The organism is Pseudoflavonifractor sp. SW1122 (assembly GCF_012027765.1).
GTDB lineage: Bacteria > Bacillota > Clostridia > Oscillospirales > Oscillospiraceae > Enterenecus > Enterenecus faecium.
The window spans coordinates 1-21,648 of record NZ_SJOS01000013.1; the positions used below are offsets into that span (position 1 = coordinate 1).

At 48.0% G+C, this 21,648-nt stretch carries 24 protein-coding genes; 5 read left to right on the forward strand and 19 right to left on the reverse strand.

Annotation, left to right across the window (positions count from 1 at the left end; all coding sequences use genetic code 11):
- Positions 1-243: hypothetical protein (locus tag E0L15_RS12215; protein ID WP_206020567.1), on the reverse strand; the 243-nt coding region annotated here is incomplete at its 3' end.
- Between the two features lie 88 nt (positions 244-331).
- Here E0L15_RS12215 and E0L15_RS04785 point away from each other — a divergent pair.
- The 5 genes from E0L15_RS04785 to E0L15_RS04805 all read left to right on the forward strand — a co-directional run bounded on the left by E0L15_RS04785 (position 332) and on the right by E0L15_RS04805 (position 5,429).
- On the forward strand, positions 332-1,282 hold the full coding sequence (locus tag E0L15_RS04785; protein ID WP_168124712.1) for a phage integrase SAM-like domain-containing protein: 951 nt from the start codon (positions 332-334) through the stop codon (positions 1,280-1,282).
- The gene (locus E0L15_RS04790; protein WP_168124713.1) at positions 1,240-2,673 is read left to right on the forward strand and encodes a tyrosine-type recombinase/integrase; all 1,434 of its coding nucleotides are present in this window, start codon (positions 1,240-1,242) and stop codon (positions 2,671-2,673) included. Before E0L15_RS04785 ends, E0L15_RS04790 begins: the two co-directional genes overlap by 43 nt.
- Before the next feature lie 432 nt (positions 2,674-3,105).
- On the forward strand, positions 3,106-3,597 hold the full coding sequence (locus E0L15_RS04795) for a hypothetical protein (protein WP_087392603.1): 492 nt from the start codon (positions 3,106-3,108) through the stop codon (positions 3,595-3,597).
- Positions 3,598-3,724: 127 nt separating this feature from the next.
- The gene (locus E0L15_RS04800; protein ID WP_168124714.1) at positions 3,725-4,186 is read left to right on the forward strand and encodes an RNA polymerase sigma factor; all 462 of its coding nucleotides are present in this window, start codon (positions 3,725-3,727) and stop codon (positions 4,184-4,186) included.
- Between the two features lie 13 nt (positions 4,187-4,199).
- Positions 4,200-5,429, forward strand: coding sequence for a hypothetical protein (locus tag E0L15_RS04805; protein WP_168124715.1), 1,230 nt, complete (start codon positions 4,200-4,202; stop codon positions 5,427-5,429).
- Positions 5,430-5,527: 98 nt separating this feature from the next.
- Here the strand turns inward: E0L15_RS04805 and E0L15_RS04810 are convergent, their stop codons facing one another.
- The 18 genes from E0L15_RS04810 to essC all read right to left on the reverse strand — a co-directional run bounded on the left by E0L15_RS04810 (position 5,528) and on the right by essC (position 21,636).
- A complete protein-coding gene (locus tag E0L15_RS04810) occupies positions 5,528-5,941 on the reverse strand; it encodes a hypothetical protein (RefSeq protein WP_168124716.1) in 414 nt (137 codons plus the stop codon).
- A gap of 104 nt (positions 5,942-6,045) precedes the next feature.
- Entirely contained in the window at positions 6,046-7,881 is a 1,836-nt protein-coding gene (locus E0L15_RS04815; RefSeq protein ID WP_168124717.1) for a HAMP domain-containing sensor histidine kinase, read from the reverse strand.
- 2 nt (positions 7,882-7,883) lie between these two features.
- Positions 7,884-8,549: a response regulator transcription factor gene (locus E0L15_RS04820; protein ID WP_168124718.1), complete on the reverse strand. Its 666-nt coding sequence runs from the start codon at positions 8,547-8,549 to the stop codon at positions 7,884-7,886.
- Between the two features lie 486 nt (positions 8,550-9,035).
- A complete protein-coding gene (locus E0L15_RS04825) occupies positions 9,036-9,488 on the reverse strand; it encodes a hypothetical protein (RefSeq protein WP_168124719.1) in 453 nt (150 codons plus the stop codon).
- Positions 9,489-10,073: a hypothetical protein gene (locus tag E0L15_RS04830; RefSeq protein ID WP_168124720.1), complete on the reverse strand. Its 585-nt coding sequence runs from the start codon at positions 10,071-10,073 to the stop codon at positions 9,489-9,491.
- A gap of 15 nt (positions 10,074-10,088) precedes the next feature.
- On the reverse strand, positions 10,089-11,243 hold the full coding sequence (locus E0L15_RS04835) for a hypothetical protein (RefSeq protein WP_168124721.1): 1,155 nt from the start codon (positions 11,241-11,243) through the stop codon (positions 10,089-10,091).
- 21 nt (positions 11,244-11,264) lie between these two features.
- Entirely contained in the window at positions 11,265-11,534 is a 270-nt protein-coding gene (locus E0L15_RS04840) for a DUF5344 family protein (protein ID WP_168124722.1), read from the reverse strand.
- 14 nt (positions 11,535-11,548) lie between these two features.
- A complete protein-coding gene (locus E0L15_RS04845) occupies positions 11,549-11,833 on the reverse strand; it encodes a hypothetical protein (RefSeq protein WP_168124723.1) in 285 nt (94 codons plus the stop codon).
- Entirely contained in the window at positions 11,833-12,264 is a 432-nt protein-coding gene (locus E0L15_RS04850; protein ID WP_168124724.1) for a hypothetical protein, read from the reverse strand. Before E0L15_RS04850 ends, E0L15_RS04845 begins: the two co-directional genes overlap by 1 nt.
- A gap of 231 nt (positions 12,265-12,495) precedes the next feature.
- Complete coding sequence (locus E0L15_RS04855) at positions 12,496-12,789, reverse strand: WXG100 family type VII secretion target (protein ID WP_168124725.1); 294 nt, start codon at positions 12,787-12,789, stop codon at positions 12,496-12,498.
- A 55-nt stretch (positions 12,790-12,844) separates the two neighbouring features.
- On the reverse strand, positions 12,845-13,138 hold the full coding sequence (locus tag E0L15_RS04860; protein ID WP_168124726.1) for a WXG100 family type VII secretion target: 294 nt from the start codon (positions 13,136-13,138) through the stop codon (positions 12,845-12,847).
- A gap of 55 nt (positions 13,139-13,193) precedes the next feature.
- A complete protein-coding gene (locus tag E0L15_RS04865; protein ID WP_168124726.1) occupies positions 13,194-13,487 on the reverse strand; it encodes a WXG100 family type VII secretion target in 294 nt (97 codons plus the stop codon).
- Positions 13,488-13,505: 18 nt separating this feature from the next.
- Complete coding sequence (locus tag E0L15_RS04870) at positions 13,506-15,215, reverse strand: Mbeg1-like protein (RefSeq protein ID WP_168124727.1); 1,710 nt, start codon at positions 15,213-15,215, stop codon at positions 13,506-13,508.
- Positions 15,216-15,243: 28 nt separating this feature from the next.
- Positions 15,244-16,011 (reverse strand): hypothetical protein, encoded by a 768-nt coding sequence (locus tag E0L15_RS04875; protein ID WP_168124728.1) that lies wholly within the window; start codon positions 16,009-16,011, stop codon positions 15,244-15,246.
- Position 16,012: 1 nt separating this feature from the next.
- Positions 16,013-16,303, reverse strand: a complete 291-nt coding sequence (locus E0L15_RS04880; RefSeq protein WP_168124729.1) for a hypothetical protein — start codon at positions 16,301-16,303, stop codon at positions 16,013-16,015.
- 14 nt (positions 16,304-16,317) lie between these two features.
- Positions 16,318-16,650 (reverse strand): hypothetical protein, encoded by a 333-nt coding sequence (locus tag E0L15_RS04885; protein WP_168124730.1) that lies wholly within the window; start codon positions 16,648-16,650, stop codon positions 16,318-16,320.
- 1 nt (position 16,651) lies between these two features.
- Positions 16,652-17,119 carry a hypothetical protein gene (locus E0L15_RS04890; RefSeq protein ID WP_168124731.1) on the reverse strand — a complete coding sequence of 156 codons (468 nt, stop codon included), beginning with the start codon at positions 17,117-17,119 and terminating at the stop codon, positions 16,652-16,654.
- A complete protein-coding gene (gene essC / locus E0L15_RS04895) occupies positions 17,116-21,636 on the reverse strand; it encodes a type VII secretion protein EssC (protein WP_168124732.1) in 4,521 nt (1,506 codons plus the stop codon). Before essC ends, E0L15_RS04890 begins: the two co-directional genes overlap by 4 nt.
- Positions 21,637-21,648 lie beyond the last annotated feature (12 nt).

A 21,648-nucleotide genomic window follows, 5' to 3' on the forward strand; every position in this document is an offset into this window, starting at 1 on the left:
GGATGGCCTGTACCCCTTTGAACAAGAGGAGATAAAATGCAACGATTGCCTAATGAGAAAGGAGAACGAAACAAGATGACAAATCAACTGCCGGTTCAGCGGTGTCAATATTGCGGGTGCCAGGATATCGGAGTTGGCTGGCAGCACGGAGAAGCGCTGATTACCTTCAAGAAACATGGCATGCTGGGGAATCGACTGCAGTACTTGATATGCCGCCGCTGCGGTGCCGTACTCTATCAGCACGTAGCCGAGCCTTACAAGTTCCCTTCTGTGAGGTAGGCCACACAGAAACTGTACCGCAAATCAAAGATAAACTTAGGAGGTGCATGAAATGGCAAAAAGACGACCATCCGGAGACGGTATGGTTCGCAAACGGGAAGATGGTCGCTGGGAAGGCCGCATCGTCATCGGCCACAAAGAGAACGGCGACTCCATCTTCCGCTATATCTACGCCAACACGCAAAAAGAACTGACAGCCAAACTTCGCCAGAACATTGACGCCTATCAGGGCGTGGACTTGACCGAAGAAAGCAAGATGACCCTCTCGGCATGGCTGGATCGCTGGTTGGAGCAAATGGCCTCTGTACTTCGCCCCAATACCTTGGAGCGTTACCGCAACAGCCTGGACCACCACGTCAATCCCTATCTGGGACAAAAGAGGCTCACTCAAATCACTTCAGATGACTTACGAAAACTCTACGATACCTTAAAAAGCCGGGGCAGAGTACGTCCCCATCCAGGGCAGAACCGTGGCCTCTCCCCCACTACCGTCCGCAGCATACACAACACCCTCCACCATGCGTTGAAATCTGCGGTAGACCAAAGACTGATGCCCCACAACCCCGCCGATCATGTGAAGCCTCCCAAAGTGGTGCACAAGGCCATGAAGGTTCTCAGCGATGCGCAAATGGAGCAGTTTCTGGATGCAGTGGCTCAAGACCCCATCTGGCACGACTTCTTCTACACAGAGCTGACCACTGGGCTTCGGCTGGGGGAAATCTGTGGACTGATGTGGTCTGACTTGGATGAGCGAAAGGGAATCCTGCGGATCAGCCGCACCTTCGCCACCCATGCCCTATCCAGCGGTGTGGATGCAAAAACCCTGTCCAGCATCCTGGGCCACACCAAAGCCAGCTTCACTGTGGACACCTACACCCACACCACAACCCAAATGCACCAGAAAGCCGCCGAAATTGTGGGCGGCTTCCTCACCGATTACTTAGGAGAGGAGATGGCTCCATGGCAAAACGCAGAAAACGTGGCGACGGCAGCATCCACCTGAGAAAGGACGGGCGCTGGGAGGGTCGATATGTGGTGGGGCGTAACGAAAAAGGATTGCCCATCACCAAAAATGTCCTGGCCAAAACCCAGGCAGAGTGTGCGAAAAAACTGGCCCAACTGCGGGAACAGCTGGAAGTACCGCCACCGGAACAGTCCAAGGCAGGTGTGCGGCTGGGTGATTGGCTCAATCACTGGTACCAAGACTATAAGAAGCCCAACCTGCGCCCCAACACCCAGATGTCCTATGAGCGTCGGATCTACCAGCACATCATCCCTGCTCTGGGTCAAATTTCCCTGGACAAGCTGACCACCGGAGACATTCAGCAATTCTACACCCAGGCCAAGCAAGGCGGCAGACTGCTGCGGACAGAGCTCTATGGGGAAGGCTTGTCCGACCAGACCATCCGGGGCATCCACACCACCCTCCACGGGGCATTAAAGCAGGCAGTGGAGGAACACCTCATTGCTCGCAATCCTGCGGACGGGTGCAAACTGCCCCCTGCCAAGGGCAGAGAAATGCAGGTACTGACCCCGGAGGAGATCCAGCGGCTTCTCATTCAGGCCAGAGAGGATGGGTGCTATGAACTGCTCCTGCTGGAGCTTTCCACCGGCTTGCGCCGAGGCGAAATCTGCGCCCTCCAATGGGATGACCTGAATTTCAATACCGGTGCTCTGCGGGTAGAGCGGCAGGTGCATCGAGTACGAGGAGAACTGGTGGTGTCCCAGCCAAAGACGAAGGCCTCCAACCGCAGCGTCGTCCTCCCCGCCCCGGTTCTGGGTGTCCTGGAAGCCTACCAAAAGGCCAGTACCTCCCGGTGGATGTTTCCCTCCCCGGTGAAGAAGGACTCCCCCATGGACCCAGCGGCAGTGCGTAAGCGATTGTCCACGGTTCTGGAACGGGCCGATTGTAAGCACATCCGCTTCCACTACCTGCGCCACACCTTTGCCACCGCCTCCCTGGAACACGGCATGGATGTCAAGACTCTCTCCACCATCATCGGCCATGTGTCCAGCACCACCACTCTAAACATCTACGCCCATGTCACCGACGAGATGCAGCGCACCGCAGCGGCAAAAATCGATCAAGGGATTGGAAGACACACTTCCCTGCACCCCACTGAAACTGCGCCCCGCAAACCCGCCCCCAGCACCTTTCAGCCCCACAAAGGCAAGCGCCGCAAGCCAGGCACCGGCTGTATCAGCCAGATCAACGACCATCTGTGGGAAGGACGGTACTCCCCCATCTGGCCAGATGGCAAAAAACACGCCCGCAATGTGTACGCTCAAACCAGAGAGGAATGTGAGGAACTGCTGGCAAACCTGATCCAGCAAATGAAAGCGGAGATCGCCGTGGAAAAAGAACGGCTGAAACCAAACCCAAAAGTGAGCTGAGACGCAACAAGGCCTCTGGAGTCAAGCGCTCCAGAGGCCATTTTTTCTCTGTCTGTGGCTGGTTGTGTGGTCAACCAAAAATCTGCACATTTTATCATGGCAATAAAGTCCCGTAAATACAACAAAACCGCCCTTTTCTTAACGAAAAGAGCGGTTATTGTGGAGCTGCTAGGCAGATTCGAACTGCCGACCTCATCCTTACCAACTGACTGGAAGCCGTTTATGGGCTGCTTTTTGGCCCTTTCCGGCCCTGTTGGCTCCACCGGGCCGTGGTGGGCGGCACTGTTGTGTCCGTTGGTTCCAGCTGCTCCTTTCCCCGTGTGGGTCAGGATGTGGGTCACGGTAATCGGGGATGTCCGTCCCGCTTCAGCTCTGTGGCGCAAACCTTTCTTCTGTGCTATACTGTGCTCAATACTTATGTGAGGTGGTCACATGAATCAGGAACTTTTCCATGAGATGCAACGTTTCTATGACCGATTAGAGACAAGATCGGGGCAACTATTCCACGCCCTGTTTCACAGGGTCTTTGAATTGGAAGTAGGATGGTATGGTGGTCACTATCACAAAAACGAAGATGGAACCTGGATAAGAGAAGCCTATCCTATTCCGGTGATTGGGGTGAAAGGCTTTTGCGATATTGAAGTGCAACCGGATCACATTTCCGTATCCACAAAACTAAGGCGTTCCACTGCTCTGAACTATTCTTTTAACAAGTTTGCGGAATATGACTTTGAAGCCTACGGCGTGGAGGACTACCTGGCTGACTTCTATCACCCCGGACAGACCATAGAGGAGCTCAAAGAGAATCTCCTTGCCTGCAACGAACCGGAACTTGGGTTTTCCTTCACCCTCCCCTTTGATGTGGATGGGGCGGAAATCCTGGAACTGGTGCAGTTGCTGAGGCGGGAAGGGTTTTACTACTGAGGAAATTCACAGTCCGCCCCGGTGCCCATATGGGTGCCGGGGCGGACTGCGCCATAAATTTTTTCTTTTTGGTTGCAACACTTTTCCCTCCCCATCCGTTATCCAAGCAGAAAGGGGGCGAACTTCATTGTGGGAAGATTTATACGAAGGGTATCAAACCGAATTGCTGGCCTACGGCACACGCATGACCGGCAGCAAGGAGTTGGCGGAAGATTTGGTACAGGAGACCTTTATCAAAGCCCTGATCCACGCCAGTACAGTGACCGATTTATCGCCCAGTCAACAGCGGGCATGGCTCTATCGGACCTTCAAAAACCTTTTCTTTGACCGCTGCCGTCGGGCCGTTCTGGAGCAGGAGTATCTGCACAGCGTCCAACTGCCCCTGTGGGAGCCATCCGGCATCCCCGAGGTGGAGACCGCCATGCTGCTCCAGAGCATCGCCCCACAGGACCGAACCATCTTTCAGCTGCGCTATTTTGACGGCTACACCGCCCAGGAGATTGCCCAGATGTTGAACATCCCCCCGGGCACCGTCCGATCCAAACTGTCCCGGTGTCGGAACTACCTGAAACAACAACTGCAACCATAGAGGAGGAATAGACATGGCTAAAAAACTGATTGTCAACTGCGCCACCTGTGACGCCAGAACCATGCAGGAGGAGAACTACGCCCATTACGAGACCATCGTCATCAACAGCGCCGCCTTGCTCACCAGCCCCGAGGGAAAAGCAGTGATGAGCAAGCTGCCCGTTACCCTGAACTGTGCCACTGTGTTGGAAGTGGCCAGAGACGTGCATCTGCGGGCCATCAATGGCAAACATGAGATTCATGACAGCGACGCCGTCTCTTCTGCTCCCTATTACCTCATGGTCAATGGGGTACTCACCATTCACCCCCACACCCAGAAGCAGCTGGAACACTGCGTGGGCATCACGGTCAACGGCACCCTCACCTGCCCGGAGAGCATGTATGCCACCCTGGCCGATATCAACGTCAACGGCGCTACCACCTGCTACCCGGACGGGGCCATCGTCCTCAAACGCAGCGCCGTCATCGACAAAGTGTTCGCTCTCCGGGCCAAGAACAGCCTGTACTGGTCTGCCCGTCGGATGATTATGGTGGACCCCCAGCTGGATGGCGCTTCCTTGCGCAGTAAGGGCGCTTCCTTCCGCTCCAAAGAGGTGATCGTGGCCCAGTCCAAGGCGGGGGAGCTGGTGGACCTGATTGACGAGCAGGCCCAGCTCATCCTGGTTCCCGACCACACCGCCGTGGTGCTGGATGATATCACCCTGGACGAGTCCACCGTGGGGCGCTACGGCAAGAAGCTATATGTCATCGGAGATGTGACCGTCCCCCAACAGAACGCCGCCTTGGAAGGGCTGGAGTACCTGAACGTCCAGGGCGATATCAAGGTGCCCCAGGAGCACAAAGACCAGCTGCTCTCCGTTTTGACCGAGGTGTCCGGGGCCGTGAAGGTGACCCAGCCCAAAGGGACCGTGGTGGAGGACAAGCCCTATGTGAAGATCACCAAGTGGATGTTGGAGCAGCAGCCCAAGGGCATCCTGGTCAGCGACTGCGCCTTCGTCCATATCGCCGACGACATTCCCCGGGAGTGGATTATGGAACGGCTGCACATTGAGGACTGCGCCGTGGTGCAGTGCTGCGAGGCGCTGGAGGACGCCGTGGCCATGGTCTGTGAAGATGTGGCCCAAGTGGGGCGCGCTGACCACATGGACGGCGGCAGCATCGGCGACACCATCAAAGCCGCCCTGGGCGGTATCAAAGGGGCGCTGGACACCAAAGTCATCAACGCCACCCAGTACGTGCTGTAAGGCACACGACAACACAATCCCCCTGGTGTGATGTTCACACCAGGGGTATTTCTTCGGTCTGTTTTTCTTTTCCCGGGCGTCTGAGCCCGGCTGGGGTTTTATGCTCTGGACTTCTTGATGCCGATCATGTACAACACCGGCAGCAGCAGGGCAAACACCATCACAATCACGCCCGTCAGAACGCCGGCCGCCACGCCGAGGCCCGCAGAGCCGCCCATTACGCCCACAAAGGTGGTGACCAACAGGATGCTCAGCAGCCCGTTGATGACAGCCAGCACGATGAGGACAATGGCCAGGGTCTTGCACACATCCAGGTTGTCCTTATCCTGGACACCCAGAATGCCAGCGGCCAATTCCAGAGCGGCAGCAGCCAAGGCAAGCACGGAGGTACCGATGCCCATGCCCCCATAGGCTGCGTTCTCTGTGAACTTACCCAGAGAGGAGAGCAAGCTCAGGGCACCAAAGATGATAAAAAGAATGCTGATGACTTTGAGAAGCGAGCTTTTTTGCATAACTTGTTCCCTCTTTCTCTACACCGAATCGGTGCTTTCTCTGGTGTCATTATACCGGCATTCCCACAAAAACACAACTGTATTGCCATAGAATTATGTTTTTCTTAAGAAACCGTCCCTTCGTCCTGCCCCACCGGGAGGCACAGCCAAAAGCAGGGCCCGCCTGCCCGCTGTTCCACCCCGCAGCTGCCCCCGTGGGCGGACACCGCCGCCCGGACAATGGCCAGCCCCAGCCCGGTGCCGCCGCTGTCCCGGCTTCTGGATTTGTCCCCCCGGTAAAAGGGCTCAAAGAGGTGGGGCAGGTCCTCCTGGGGGATGAGCGGGCCGTCATTGTACACCGAAACACACACCTGCTCCCCCTGTTTCACCAGGGACACCTGGATGCGCTTTCCCTTCTCCACATGGCGCAGGGCGTTGGAGGCCAGATTTCCCACCGCCTCCTTCAGGCGCTCCCGGTCCCCCTCCAGCCAGACCTCCTCCAGCTCCGGGGACAAAGAGACCTCCTTTTGTTCCAGCTGGAGGGCCAAGGGATTCCACACCTCCCGCACCACGTCGGCCAGATTCAGCGGCGCCACGTTCAGGGCCACGCCGGACTCCAGCCGGGTCAGCTCCAGCAGCCGCCCCACCAGCTGGCCCATGCGGTCGCTCTCCTCCAGGATGATATTCAGGTACTCCCCCCGCTTCTCCGGGGCGATGTCCTCCCCCAGGGCCTCGGCATGGGTGCGGATGATGGCCAAGGGGGTTTTCAGCTCGTGGGCCGCCCCACGGGTAAAGGCCCGCTCTCGCTCCAGCTGGCCCTCCAGCTGGTCTTGGGCGTCGTTAAAGGCCTCCGCCAAGGCGTTGAGCTCCTCCACTGGGCCGTCTGTTTTACAGCGGCCTTTCTGGGCCTCCCGGCTCAGCTGCTCCACCGGCCTCGTCACCTGTTTGGACAGATGGGCAGAGAGAAGCAGCACCGCCGCTGCGGTGAGCAAAAAGGTGCTGATGTAGAGAAACCACTGTCCCTGCACAGCAGCTCGGCGAATGTCACACTGTCCACCCACCACCCGCATGGCGTTGCCGTCTCCCTGAGAGATTCCAAACAGCTGTGCACTGACGGTGAGGCTGCTGCCATGCATCTCCGTGGCCCCTTGGTGCACCCGGTTCTGGGCCGCCCGGAAGTGAGACAGCCGCAGCTCCATGTCGATGGGGCCATCGTTCCTGTCACTGTAATAATCCGGGACGAGCACGCTGGCCACTCTCATAAATTTCAGCTCCAGGGTGATGGAGTCCTCCCCGGTTGTGTCCGTCTCCACCATGGTCTCTGTGGTGCCATCCGGGTGCACCAGCTCGATCTTCTGCACATCCATGGCATAGCCAGACCGCTCCACCCCCGTCACCCGGGCATAGGTGCCGTCCGCATTGGGCGGATTGCTCCCATCCTCGGTCAGCGTGTCCCACGGCCAACTGTCTGGGGGGTAGAGGGCGAAGTCCCAGCTTCGGCTGCGGTGCTGGGTGAGCCACCGGGCCAACTGGAGCTGCCCCTGGTCGTCCAGACCGCTGTCAAAGTAGAGGTACCACCGCTGTCCCTGGTCCACCCCCGCCTCGTGCCCGTAGCCATAGGCCAGCTGACTGTGGACCTCCTGGCCCAAGCTGTTTCGCACCAGAAAGGCCATGCCCCCCTCGCCAATGTCGGTGAGGCCACCCGAGGCGGCGCTGAGGTTGTACATGAGAATATGGTCGGCCTGGGCGCCCAGCCCGTTGTCCCGATTGTTCTGGTAGATTTCCCACTGCTCTTCCAAGGCCTTCTGGGCATACTCGTATTCCTGGGACACCGTCCCCTCCAGTCGGTCACAGGCGGAATTGGTGAGCACCATCATGGTACCCAGCCACAGCAGGAAAAACGCCACTGTCAGGGGCACCGCCAGCCGCCAGCGAAGCCGCCTGGCCCGTTTGGTTTTCATGGTCACACCTCCTCCAGCCGATATCCCGCCTTAAACACCGTCTTGATCTGGCCCCCGGCCGGGCCCAGGGCCGTGCGCAGACTGCGAATGCGCACATCCACCGCCCGGTCGTCCCCCTCAAAGTCAATGCCCCACACCTTATCCAACAGCTGGGCCCGGGTGAGGGTGCAGCCCCGGTGGCGCAACAGACACTCCAGCAGCTCGTAATCCCTGGGGGTGAGCTTCACCCGCTGCCCTGCCGCCGTGCAGGTGCGGCCCACCGTGTCCAGGGTGATGGCCCCGCAGGTAAGCACCCCCGCCTGCCCTCCGTGGCTGCGGCGGATGAGGGCCTGGGTTTTGGCCAGCAGCACCGCCAAAGAGAAGGGCTTTGTCACATAGTCGTCCCCGCCCAGGGCATAGCCCCGGAGCATGTCCTCCTCCCCACCCAAAGCGGTGAGAAAGAGGATGGGCACCGGACTATTTTGGCGCACAGCCGCGCACACCTGGAAGCCGTCCAGCTCCGGCATGAGTACGTCCAGCAAAATGGCGTCGTAGTCGTGGTCCCGCAGCAAGTCCAAGGCCTCCGCCCCGTCCCGGGCCAGATCACAGCCCAGGCCGTGGGCGGTAAAGTAGTCCCGCACAATGTCCCGGATGCGCTTCTCATCTTCCACCAGCAAAACCTTCTCCATGGGATCACCCTCCTCTCGTCATCTTTATGATACCACATACTTGTGTCAAAGTTATGTTTCCTTGTCAGGGAAAGCGAAAAAGCGCACCGGACGAATGGTCCAGTGCGCTGCATGTTCCTATGGCAAACAAAAAACCCCGGAACATTCGTTCCGAGGTTTCTCGTGGAGCTGCTAGGCAGATTCGAACTGCCGACCTCATCCTTACCAAGCGGAAAGGGGACTTTTTTCTAATTATTTCGGCTTCTTTTCCGCGGTTTCCGCTCCAGTCTGATTGCTTTCCGTCACTTTCTAGCCATGGGGTATCCGTGTGTTCCACGGCGGTCTGTGGCTGGGTGTGTGGTCAGCTCAAATCTGGCAGAGAAATCACATTGGGCAGCCATACATATACTTAAAAGTAGGGGGAAGTATTTACTGTCCCCTAGACTTCTGTATAGCAGCAAAATTTATACTGTCTCCAGGATTTTATCAACTTTAATGGAATTTCGTTTATAGAAATGACATCGAATCTAACACACGAAGGAATTTATACATATATTTAATAGACTGTTTGATGTCGCAAGAAAACAAAAAGATCAATTCTCTGTCCTCTAGTGTGGTAATTGCCAACATATTGTATAAATCTATTTTAGGTGCATTAGATTTGTAGGAAAAAAACGCCACATTTCTCCCTGTCTGGTCATTAATCCTCATTTCTCCCATTTTAAATCCCGGTACCATTCTACTGTAGTACTGTTGATATTCAATGATTCTGTCTTTTACTATATCATTCTTCAAGGCCATGTCTGTGTAAATAACCCCAATTGCACTATCGGCAGTTTCAGGATGAAATGCGTAATCTACCTGCGTTGAACCGAAAAAATGCTTGCATACTCCGCCCTCTACACATTCAAATTCTTCAGGTATTTCAACCGATATTTTTTTAAATAACACTGTCTCCATTTACATACTTGCCTCCCAATCGGCTGCATTATAGGATAGTCCGGTGTCGCTATTACCACTGGTAACTAACTTACCAGTATCTGAGTTATAAATATTAAAACTCACCATCCACTCGTCATGCCCCGTTCCTGAAAAGAGTTGCTGACTCGCACAAAACGTTTCGGTATACATGACATAGTAAATAGCATCATACGCATCTAACTCTAGGTTATAATATAGATCAATATGGCTGTAGTCGTCATTATACTCTATCTTATATCCATCTCCCAGCTGAGCAAATTGACTTTTTAAATCGTCCAGCAACTCCGCTCTAGATGTGAGCCAGTATTCCTTTTGCTCATCGGTAATTTCCAGTGTAACTGTAGTACCATCATCATTCACATATACATTCTCATAATTTCCTTCGCTCGTATCAATTAAATCCGTCATCCAATCCTCTGGTGACATCTGCGCAATTCCTAGGAACTTTTCTGAAAACACAATTTTTGTCGCGTTTTCCTTTGTTTCTCCTTGCTTACATGCCGAAAGTTGTACGCAGATAATAATCAGCAACAGGACATATGCACTCTTTTTTACTCTAGACATAAAACAACACCTCGATTAAGCTGGAAGCGGCGGTGGTAAAATTACTAATGATCCACCTCCTGTGTAGATCGCAGCACCTATATATACTCCTGCATAGACAACCGTACCAATGACAGCTACGGTACCAACCGTTTCCCAATCAATCTCAAACTCTGGAATCGGATCTGGATAAGGTACTTCAACAGGAACGGGAACAGGAATTGGCTTCCAGTTGAGATTGTTATCCTTGACGATCCCCACTTTAGACGTTACAGATCCACCATCTATCTCTGTCATAATAGCCTTCTCCAGTTCAAGAGATGCTGCACTGACACGTATGGTAACGGTATAGGTATTATTCCCCACAACCACGCTACCACTGCCTTCTACCTGAGCATTATTAACATTAAAGCTTACATTGGCATTTTCAGAACCAACAGAGACGCTGCCTTCCCCATCTGCACCATATGAAGTTCCCACATTCAAAATTCCACCAGATTCCATAGAAAAATCTTTAATCTTTAATTTTTGATCCTCTATCACCATATTTAGGTCTACATTACTGTTTACATCAACCTTACCTTCCACAGCATAATAAAACTTGAGATCAGGACCAATCGGTATTTCAATTTTTTGCCCCAAACCAACACTTGGCATCAAAGCAATCAATGTGCTTCCCATGGAATCCAAAAGCTGCTTAAACTGATCCTGATCCTCTACATCGTTCAGTTTTTCACTAGTCAAGCCATCTCCAGACATTTCTTCTAGTAATTTGCTATTCTCTAAATATGTATTGACGGCGTTCTTCAAGCCATTTCCAATATAGTTTGAATTAAATTGCCCATTTCCAGGTAATACCACATCAGAAATTAAATCAAGGGTTTTCCGGTACGACTGCAAATCTGTGAGGATGGCCAAAAATCTTCCCCGATAATTCTCGCTGTGGTTGTTGACCGCTGTGAAAATATTATTAATGTCTTCAGCCGTAGTATTATTTTTATCAATAACTTTTTTATGATATTCGTTTAAATTATCGATGTATTTTCCTATATCTAGTTGTCCAATCCAGCCCTCAAAATCATACCATCGATCTCCAAACCAATCGGTGAAATCACACCACTTCTCGTTTTCCACTTGTTTCACCAAGGAAAGGAGCTCTTGACGTGCAGATTCCGAAAAGTCTCTTCTCATGTACCGCCACCTGCCCTTAGTTTAATTTAATTGATTCGCTGCATTATCATCCGCCTCAACTAAACTCGATTTCACATTTTGGAAAAATGCAATAGAATTACTCAGTAACGTAAGCATTGTTTCTTTCAACTGTGCATACTCATCGTCTATGGCGTGAATAACTTGAATAGACATTCCAGATCCTTGCAGTGTATTGGCTGTTACTTCTATACCGCTACACTCAGTTTGTAGCGCCATCAGCTTTTCTATTTTCCCCTCTAGAGCAGCAATGTTTACATTAATTTTCTCCATACACTTACCTCAACTCAAAACAAATACTGATCGGCATCATTCACATCCTGTATGAAATTGGAGCTTCTTTCTTCTACTCTTTTGGATAATTCTGTGATCTGATCTTTTAATGGTTCCACACATCCAATAAAAGCCTCCAATGCCTCTGATACGTTTCCTGCCATTATGGCCTCTGATTTAATCTCCTTCAGAATTACCACATATTCATCCAAAATATCTTCCAGCTTTTTACCCCGCTGATTACAGTCATTCCCTACAGCATACACATACTCATCATCAATAATCAAATCAGGATCCATCATTCCGCCTCCTCGGCTAAAGCAATCGCCAGCTGAGCTCGCCAGTACTCACAACGTTCATTTCTGTATGCAATGTTCTCATTGCAGCGACTCAGTTCCCGATCCAGTCCTGCAATTTTCGAATCGATTCTCCGTTTGGATTCAGAAAGCCCCTCGTAGGCATTACTAAATTCAGTTCCACTTAGCAGACCATTCATCCCATCATAGTATGTTTTTAAAATTTTATTTTGTATCGTACTGCGAGTAACACCTAACAACATCGTTTTCCGATGCTCCTGTTTGTCTCCAAACCTTGACTGTAAATTTGATACTTTTACTTTTAAAGCATCCAACTCAACGAGTTTCCGCTCAACTTCCCGCTTTTCCGTTCTTAGCTCATCAAGTATATTTTCATTATACGTAATGTTCGATCTAATCTGGTATGTTGTCATACAGGCCTCACCACCCCGCAAACCAAATCTTTATACTAGCATCAGGTCTTTCCCGTAATCGTTACAGGTATAGTTTACCACAGGATTGCTATAAAACATACCCAATATTCACTCATGGGAGACACCACTTCGACTCACTCACACTGTGTCCATTTTCAATTATAACATGCCAAAAATTCCGGCATTCTATTAATAAGGAATGCCGGAATTTTTATGCCCTAGCAATTAGAGTTATCCGCGGAACTGGCTGGCAATGCTGGCATCCGTCTCTTCCACAATCTTGGCCGTGGAATCCAGCGCAGCTGCAATCTCACGAATCAACTCTTCCGCCTTCATAAAGCCCGGCTTCAGTTCCTGATAACGGGCGGCATAGGACTCGCTGGCGGAGCCCTCCCACTCGCCCTGGAGCGCCTGAAGCAGAGCGTCCATCTTATTGATGACGCCGTTCACGGTGTCCGCCTCTGCACGGTACTGGTTGGCACGCTCTCTCATCTGATCAGGGGTAATTCGAATCTGGTTTGCCATTTGTTTTTCCTCCTTTTATTCTAATTCATCTGTAGCTTCACGTAGAGCTATGTATTTATCCTCTAAACTGACTGGCAATGCTGGCATCCGTCTCCTCCACAATCTTGGCCGTGGAATCCAGCGCAGCTGCAATCTCACGAATCAGCTCTTCCGCCTTCATAAAGCCAGGCTTCAGCTCCTGATAGCGGGCAGCATAGGACTCGCTAGCGGAGCCCTCCCACTCGCCCTGGAGCGCCTGAAGCAAAGAATCCATCTTATTGATGACTCCATTCACAGTGTCTGCCTCTACACGATACTGGTTTGCACGCTCTCTCATCTGATCAGGGGTAATTCGAATCTGATTTGCCATTTGTTTTTCCTCCTTTTATTCTAATTCATCTATACCTTAACGCAGCGCTATGTATTTACCCTCTAAACTGACTGGCAATGCTGGCATCCGTCTCCTCCACAATCTTGGCCGTAGAATCCAGAGCAGCTGCAATCTCGCGAATCAACTCTTCCGCCTTCATAAAGCCGGGTTTGAGTTCCTGATAGCGTGCAGCATAGGACTCGCTAGCGGAGCCCTCCCACTCGCCCTGGAGCGCCTGAAGCAAAGAATCCATCTTATTGATGACTCCATTCACAGTGTCTGCCTCTACACGATACTGGTTTGCACGCTCTCTCATCTGATCAGGGGTAATTCGAATCTGGTTTGCCATAAATATCTCCTCCGTTTTTTAACTTACAATATTATTAGCCATCGATGTAATATACGTATTTGCACCTTGTAGTTCTTGACATCGCGAAACAAGCCGTGCCGAAATCGTATTGTCAATTGTATTTACATTATTAAACACCGTCTCAATTTTTGCCTTACACGTTTGATTTGTTTCAGAAATTTTTGAAAAGTATCCGTTAATTCCTTTGATTGCAATACCTACAAGCAATGATGAGTACCATCCCTCACCGGAATAACTACTCCAGGACGATACAGAACCTCCGCCTAAATTTTCAATGCGACTAATGGCATTCATAAGGGAGTCATATACACTTGATGAAAAATCTCTGATTGTTCCAGACTTTGCTTTTGCGTTTCCGCAACCACCGGAACCATCAATATCCCTGACCTTGCTATTGATTTTTTCCCAAAAGGCTGTGATATCAATTTCATAATCACCAGCAAACACAGCCTTTAACGCAGGTAAAATAAGAAATTTCAAAATCTTATCATCGTTACCATCTGTAAGCTGTTGCTTTATATAGTTCAGTATATTTGCAAGATTTAAATTTACATCAACGTGATACCCCAGAACATCAAAATCTGTTAGCGTTTTCAATTTATTGAGCGAATTCAATCCCAAGGTTTCCAGCAATCCATCAATGTCATCTGCATCTAAATCATACTCATCCATATATTTAACTAAATAAGCCAATACGAGAGCTAAAGCATCATCTTGTCCAAGTATGTAGTCAATCAGTTCATCCTTGCTTACTTGGTCTCCTCCAAAAACCATCGCAAGCAATTTAGAAACAAATCCAATGATAATTTCCTTATCCTCATTACTTGCATTATTAATCACAAAGGTGGTAAACTCATGCAACATTGTTATGGATTCGGCTTCAGATATTTGTACTATAATAGGGTTGCCGTTCCCATCCACCACAATATTTCCATTCGCATCTGTCATAAAGAATGAGTTTGGACTATGATTCTCTGCAATATTAGCCACACCATAACCTTGGCAGTATATCTGGTTTGAATTAGGCACCGGAAAGAGCAGCGCATGTACAAAGTCAGTAGAAAGAGAATATGCAGTAATTTTCCCGCCCTTTGCTTGAATTTCTGCCCAATATTTGTCTATGAATTCCTGCGAAAATCCTTGGCCATCATAGGAAACACACCTTGTTACCTTGTCTGAGATGATTGCAACATACATCGCTTTGTTTCCACCTTTAGAATGCCCGGTCACGGTAATGCTGCCGTATGGAAGGCTCTCAATAAAATCAAGGGCTTCCTTTTGACACTGCGTATCCTCTGCATTAAGTCCTTCAACGTTGTCAATCCACTCATCACCGCCAGAAGTTCCCTTAAACGCAACGATTGCATCATCTGCATTCCCCGTTTCAGCAAAACATAGCGCAAGTGTTGTTCCATCTGACTTGGTCATCGTATCTACCAAAATTAAATCTTTCATTTTGCTGTTCTTTAGGTAACGAATAATACCGGCCCATTCTTTTGCAGAAACGAATCCAATGTCTTGATCCCCTTTTTCTTCAAGTCTTTTCAATGCTTCTTCGTCAAAACACTCAAGAATTTCTGCAATAGTCATGTTTTTCTGGCCACTTTTAACGCCTGAAAAACCACTGATGCCTGCTTCCTCTGCAACACTTCCGTTGAGGTAAGTAAGCTGTTCTATCATACCTAATTCATTATCCGTTAGAGCCATTCAACCACCCCCAATCACAATTATGGTGTTATTTATTTACATACAATGTCTCTCGTACCGTATAATATTCTTCAGATAGATAGTCTGTATAATTGTATTTTGTAGGATATGCAATCCCCCCCTCTTTGAGAAGGATAAGTTGTACCATGCCATATAATTTACATTCAGTTAGGAACTCGTTAAAGCCCGTCTTAAAATTAGCAAAATCTTCTACACTCAAAGTAGCCCCATCAATAAACACCCACATACTACTCTCTATTTTTCCTTGTAGATCTGTGTCTGCTGTTGGCACTTCAACCAACGAAGTTTTTGTTATTTCAGCAAAGACTTTTACTTCTGTGTTTGGCAGAATAGCTTTTATTCCGTCACTCACATACGAAACAAACATTGGATTCGCTGCAATATTTATATAATCATCTTCATATCCGTCATCTGTCTTTGTTATAGTAAAACTGTCTGTCTCTTTATTACCGGATGTTGGAAACGCACGCATGTGTTCTTGTTCCAACGGACCCTGAGCACTATAACCAGCGTAGGAAAAAGCTATATTATATTTGTTTTCTACATAACAAAGCATGTTTTCAATTTCAACTATTGCTTCTTGTTGCGCTACGGAAAGCTCAGCATACTCTGTTGACAGACCCTGCTCTATTAAAATATCTTTTTGTCTTTGGGTCAAAGAAATGTTCGATTCATTATTGCTCGGCCACTCAGAGTTGATCATTGTACATCCACACCCTCCTATCGTCAATAGAATTAAAATAACTAATATTTCAAATCTAACTTTTCTTCTCATGCTACTCCTCCGATGAACTCCACCACTGTGCAAGAGCACCGTCAGTGTTACTAAACGAAACTCTAGTATTAGTAATAGCAGTTTCAGTTTTTTGTATCAAGTTGGACAATGCTGCGCCAATTTCGTTCAACTGACCTGCTGCAGCAATGAGATTATCTGCTACAGAGCCTTTGGCGTATGTAAACTGAACCTTTACACATCGATTTTTTATGCTCTTCGATAATACTGACAACTCTCTCTCTCTCTTTTCCAGCTCTGCGGTATCAACCTTTATCTGTACTGAATCAGCCATTTTATTACCTCCGCTTACAAGAACTGCGCCACAAGAGAAGCTATCGTTGATGTTATGTCAGTAGGGAACTTGAAGTTATCTGCTTTTGATATTTCCGTAATATAGTTCTTTACATCAGCAGCTATATCTTCACACTCGTCTTTGATTACTGTCTTATAAGGTTTCAAGGATTGTGCAATCGAAGATAGCTTGGAGCAAACTAAATCGTCCTGAATACCTTTTTCCTGTATTTCGGAAAGGACAGCTACATATGACTCCATTGTCCTTGATAAAAAATCTGCATATTCTACAAGATTATTCGCAGCAATAGAGAGCTCTGCTTCTGCGCATACAATATCCTTTGCCATATTACTGTCCACCTCCTAACGCTAACTTTGCAAGCTCTTCAGCTTCCCTTGCCGCTTCAATCTGTCTATCTATTTCCGCAATTTTTCTATCGTATAATGCAATATCATCTTCGTAATCGTTTACGGCGTTTGCATAACTTTTTAACTTTGCGGAAATGGAACCAAGCAGCACAGTGTATACAACTCCAATGATTTTAGAACCGATTCCAGAAAATATGTCCTGCATTCCAGAATAATACTTTTGTGCTGTAATGCTATTTTGTTTAACATTAGCTATCTCAGACAAAATGCTGGACTTATTAGAGTTAATGGCGTGGAAATCCTCTTGCGCTTGAGAAACCGTTGTCTTGAAGTTGCTTAGCGAATCATACGCTTTTTCACATCTTGTGATTTGGTTTTGAGCGTTATTCTTTTTACTAACGTAATTTTGTCTTTTTGACTGTAGTGCAGGTACTATACTCACGTTCATGACAGACCTCCTCTATGTGAACAAATCGGAGTTTTCAATTTGACACACTCATTATCTTTGATGTAATATCCATCTCCCAACTCAATCAGCTTTTTGAACGCACGAGACATTGCCAACGGAACATCAAAAATCTTCATATTACTCATATCGTCAAAGTACATAAAGTTCCTCTGGTCACGAATATTCTTCAGAATTTCAGGAGCGCTGTAAGGAATATTCTGATTCTCAACAAGAGCAACGATGCAGGCTTTCATGTTCTTGTATCTGCCCACGATATTCTTATATGCCGCCAACGCATCTGGGTTGTTACATATAGCCATCAACGCATCCTGATTGTCTACCATGAGCATTAACAACGGCACATCATTCAATGCATTTTCATTGCCAGCAACCAAAGCCTCATAACGTTCTTTTAACTGCTGCTCCATCTCCTTGATGTACTGGACCGCATCCTCTGCAATCATACTGTATGCAGTAACATTGTCTCCACTCTTTAGTGACGCCAACTTCTTCCCAATGCCGTCAACCACATATACTTTGGACATACCTGGGTACATGGTATCTAACATATCCACCGTATACTTCATCCAATTGTGTCTGCCTGCCCCCTCACGGCCAGCAACTGCCAGCAATCCTACAGAGGCAAGGTCAAGCACACAGGGCGTAACCGTTGCGTAGTCCAAGCCGATAACCATAGAGAACGGCTCCTCCATATAGTTCCCGAGCTGTTCCACCATATATTCTTTCGTCAAAGAGGTTGGAATTAGTGGGATTCTCTTCGCCTTCTGACGATGGACCACATTAACAGATGTAATATACTGTTTAATCTCCTGGACACGGTCAATCTCTTTTTCTCCCTTAAACGCAAGATACGACTGACACTCAAAATGCCCTTTATCAATCTCTACCAGACATCTGCCAGGAATACTGTCTATGCGCTCGCTACAATGATCAAACAGGGAACTGTACTCATTAGAATCATTACAATACAGCGCCATTCTTGCGGAGAAGTTAGACAAGTACTTGTAGCCGATGCCTGCCGTTTGAGAATTTGCAATAACGATGCTGATGCCCACCGTCAACCCCTCTCGACATAGATTGAGAAGTTCATCATCATCTTGGAAATAAAGTTCCTTGAGTGCTGTCAAGTTGTCAATTAACAAAACAATGAGCGGCAGTTCTTTTTGCCCTGCCTCTTTATATGCCGCAAAGGAACTCACCCCTACAGACATGAGCCTTTCCTTTCTGGACTCAATCTCACCGTGCAGAAGTTTGAATAAGTTCTTTAATTTCTCATCCTCAGAAGGACAGACTACTCCGCCCACATGATTCAATCTCTCAAAATTCTTCAATACCATCGAGGCAAAATCAATGATATAAATATTAACCTCATCTGGCGTGTACTTGGTGGACAAACTACGAATGATATCTTGGAGGACGTTGGTCTTACCTGACTGAGCAGATCCAATCATCATAAGATTGTTACTTCCCAAATCAACGGTGTGCACTCCCTGGTACTGATTATCAGGATCATCATATATTCCGATTTCTACCTCATAGGTCCCATTCTCCAACCCATCTCTTCCAGAAGTTTCAAAATCGATGCATTCCTTCAGAGATGGTAAGCAAATCTCAGGCAATTTTCTCAGAGAAATTTTCTTGCAGTAGTCAGATACATACTTAACAATAGCATCCAACTGAGTGGCACTGCCTTCTCCACTCTTTTGCTTTTTCTGCGAAAAAACAGGAACTTTCTTCCCGGATTCTGTTAAGCTGTAAATGGTAAACTCCTTTACCTTGGAGTCATCCGTTTTCTCTGAAGCCCCACTGTATGCAGACTGGAACAATTCGAAAATCTCATTATTTCCAACCTGTAGATAAGCACGCCCAGGCTCCTTGATTTCCGCAGCAAGTGGAGATTTAATCACCTCATTACTGTCTTCCTGACTTTGAACCTTCAGGCACAGCTTAAATCGAGAGTTACTCCAGATCTGCTCGTTTACCTGGCCAGAGGGTTTTTGCGTCGCTAGAATCAAGTGGACCCCCAAGCTTCGTCCAATGCGGGCAGCTGAGATGAGTTCCTTCATAAATTCAGGCTGTTCCGCCTTCAACTCGGCAAACTCATCCACAATGATGATTAAATGGGGAAGTGGGGCTGAAACCTCCCCGGCCTTGTACTTTTTTATATATTTATCGATATGGTTGACATCTGCCTCTGCAAAGAGCCGCTGACGCTTTTGCAACTCAGCCTTGATGGACTTCAGAGAGCGATTAATTTCTTTCCCGTCTATATTGGTGATAGCACCCAGCAGATGGGGCAGTTCCCGGAATTGGTTCACCATTCCGCCACCCTTGAAGTCAATGATCACAAATGCGACTTCATAAGGATGAAACAGTGTGGCCATAGCCAGGATATAGGTCTGAAGGATCTCAGATTTACCGGATCCTGTAGTGCCTGCCACAAGGCCATGGGGGCCGTGAGCTTTATCGTGAAGGTCCAAATATACAACACCGGTCTTTGACACACCAATAGGTGCCGCCATAGATTTGAACACCTGAGACTTAGCCCATCTACTTTTCAGTTCAATGTCATCCACCGCCAAAATATTGAGCATTTCAAACATGGAAATATTCTTTGTCAGAGCGCCCTCCAGCGAAATCTCTTCGGTATACACCGGTGCAAGAAGCTTTACAATTTGCTCTGCTCTCTCTGTCGGAATCGTAGTATACTCGAACGGAGATGTCTCGCTCTTGTTCTGTGTATTAGTTAGCACAGCATTCTCATGATCTTCAATGGTAATAAGGTATCCGCACCCCTGCGGAATATCTGCAGCTGTCTTCCCAAAGAATACAAAGCTAATCCCCAGTTCCTTTGCCTTGCTGACAAACTTTGAAATGGGATGCGATTTAAAGCCATACTCATTATAGAACAAAACTACAATGTTGCGATCATACTGTTTATTTTGTTCTCGAATACTTAGTTCCTTGTACAAGTATTCAAACACAATATTTCTGCTCTCATCATCACAAACCAGATTCCGAATTCCCAAATCCTCATTGTACAAATGCGGCAAGAACCGCAACCACCGAATTTCTTCCTTATGCTCGCAATTCGCCACAAGCACCAGGTTTACATTACTGAAATACTGGCGTGCAGTAATATCAAGCACAATATTTTTCAAAAATTCAAACCGATATTCCTGGCTTCCTGTAATCCCAATTGCATTGACGCTCTTTAAATCACAGACAATGGGTGCCTGATGAACATTTTTGAACTCTTCGCAGATTTCCTGAGGAATACTTTGGAGCTCATCCTCGATATCCAAACGCTCTTGTTTTTTGTAGTCAACCACCCGCAAAGAACTGACATCGCCACTTCCTAGGCGAACACACAGATAATCTTCATCTTCAGGCATCCGATCAAACAGTGACGAAGAAAACGTCTCCAAGCGGCTCTCGGCCACCTGTTGAGAGATATAAATATCCTCAAGGGACTCTCTTTCCTCATCACGAAGCTTCTGAATCTCTGCCCTTTTCTTGGCTGCATATGCGTTATATTTTTCAATTCTATCTGCTGAACTCTGTTTATAATCCTTATTGGCCTCACGGATGCTCATGATAGTAGTAAAAATCGCCATGCCGCCAGAAATAGCCGACATAATAATCATCATGCCACCAAAAAACGCCATAACACCTGCCGCAAGCAGCATTCCCATAGAGGGCAGCAACCGCATAAAAAGATTATTCTTAGGCTTTTGAGGTTTGGCAGGCGGATCTAAAATTTCAATTTTTTCATCGCAAACAACTGTTTTTACCCGGGTGTTTCTACGAAATTCTGGATATATATTTTGAGTAGGGTGATCGATATACTCCAAACCGTTTACACCTAAGTCGCTGCGAATCTGAGACCACAGCTGGTCTCCCTTTAGATAAAAGAAATAGTCAGAAATAGATAAGAAATCTCCACTGCAAACGGTATCTCCACTTTTGGCTCGCTTGCCGTTTATATATACCCCATAAGTTGTTTGCTTAATATTTAACTCATACTTGGATTGTTTTCTATTTAAGATTACTTCGTCCTGCTTGACGTATTCACTTTTCAATACGATGTTGTTTCCCTGACTTGTGCCGATTGTTAGGGAAGCTTTATTGGCAATATTAACCACTCGCTCATATCTCGTCTTTCCATCATCAAAATCAATAAAAAACTCCAGAGAAAACACATATTGATCCGATTCCTGATATTTAATCTCCAGAGAATCGCCATGCACCAAACTTTTTGTAAGTAACTTTCGAACATCACCAGCTGTCAGATAAATATTATCCGAGCAAAGGACAGACCATCCCTCGCCGCTACGCATAAACAGAAGTTCAATTGGCCCAAAAAAGAGTTCCTTCCGCAATCTCACATCACAATCAATGCCAGTGCCTACTTTTAATTGCTGACACTCCTGATCTAGCTCAATTTCCTTATAAATATTATTGTTGGAAATGGTAATCTTATATCGGTTATTCATTATATATTCTCC

Excerpts from the sequence above, each read along its gene's own strand:
- E0L15_RS04785 (WP_168124712.1), top strand. The coding sequence starts at position 332 with ATGGCAAAAAGACGACCATCCGGAGACGGTATGGTTCGCAAACGGGAA.
- E0L15_RS04790 (WP_168124713.1), top strand. The coding sequence starts at position 1,240 with ATGGCAAAACGCAGAAAACGTGGCGACGGCAGCATCCACCTGAGAAAG.
- E0L15_RS04795 (WP_087392603.1), top strand. The coding sequence starts at position 3,106 with ATGAATCAGGAACTTTTCCATGAGATGCAACGTTTCTATGACCGATTA.
- E0L15_RS04805 (WP_168124715.1), top strand. The coding sequence starts at position 4,200 with ATGGCTAAAAAACTGATTGTCAACTGCGCCACCTGTGACGCCAGAACC.
- E0L15_RS04810 (WP_168124716.1), bottom strand. The coding sequence starts at position 5,941 with ATGCAAAAAAGCTCGCTTCTCAAAGTCATCAGCATTCTTTTTATCATC.
- E0L15_RS04815 (WP_168124717.1), bottom strand. The coding sequence starts at position 7,881 with ATGAAAACCAAACGGGCCAGGCGGCTTCGCTGGCGGCTGGCGGTGCCC.
- E0L15_RS04820 (WP_168124718.1), bottom strand. The coding sequence starts at position 8,549 with ATGGAGAAGGTTTTGCTGGTGGAAGATGAGAAGCGCATCCGGGACATT.
- E0L15_RS04825 (WP_168124719.1), bottom strand. The coding sequence starts at position 9,488 with ATGGAGACAGTGTTATTTAAAAAAATATCGGTTGAAATACCTGAAGAA.
- E0L15_RS04830 (WP_168124720.1), bottom strand. The coding sequence starts at position 10,073 with ATGTCTAGAGTAAAAAAGAGTGCATATGTCCTGTTGCTGATTATTATC.
- E0L15_RS04835 (WP_168124721.1), bottom strand. The coding sequence starts at position 11,243 with ATGAGAAGAGACTTTTCGGAATCTGCACGTCAAGAGCTCCTTTCCTTG.
- E0L15_RS04840 (WP_168124722.1), bottom strand. The coding sequence starts at position 11,534 with ATGGAGAAAATTAATGTAAACATTGCTGCTCTAGAGGGGAAAATAGAA.
- E0L15_RS04845 (WP_168124723.1), bottom strand. The coding sequence starts at position 11,833 with ATGGATCCTGATTTGATTATTGATGATGAGTATGTGTATGCTGTAGGG.
- E0L15_RS04850 (WP_168124724.1), bottom strand. The coding sequence starts at position 12,264 with ATGACAACATACCAGATTAGATCGAACATTACGTATAATGAAAATATA.
- E0L15_RS04855 (WP_168124725.1), bottom strand. The coding sequence starts at position 12,789 with ATGGCAAACCAGATTCGAATTACCCCTGATCAGATGAGAGAGCGTGCC.
- E0L15_RS04860 (WP_168124726.1), bottom strand. The coding sequence starts at position 13,138 with ATGGCAAATCAGATTCGAATTACCCCTGATCAGATGAGAGAGCGTGCA.
- E0L15_RS04865 (WP_168124726.1), bottom strand. The coding sequence starts at position 13,487 with ATGGCAAACCAGATTCGAATTACCCCTGATCAGATGAGAGAGCGTGCA.
- E0L15_RS04870 (WP_168124727.1), bottom strand. The coding sequence starts at position 15,215 with ATGGCTCTAACGGATAATGAATTAGGTATGATAGAACAGCTTACTTAC.
- E0L15_RS04875 (WP_168124728.1), bottom strand. The coding sequence starts at position 16,011 with ATGAGAAGAAAAGTTAGATTTGAAATATTAGTTATTTTAATTCTATTG.
- E0L15_RS04880 (WP_168124729.1), bottom strand. The coding sequence starts at position 16,303 with ATGGCTGATTCAGTACAGATAAAGGTTGATACCGCAGAGCTGGAAAAG.
- E0L15_RS04885 (WP_168124730.1), bottom strand. The coding sequence starts at position 16,650 with ATGGCAAAGGATATTGTATGCGCAGAAGCAGAGCTCTCTATTGCTGCG.
- E0L15_RS04890 (WP_168124731.1), bottom strand. The coding sequence starts at position 17,119 with ATGAACGTGAGTATAGTACCTGCACTACAGTCAAAAAGACAAAATTAC.
- essC (WP_168124732.1), bottom strand. The coding sequence starts at position 21,636 with ATGAATAACCGATATAAGATTACCATTTCCAACAATAATATTTATAAG.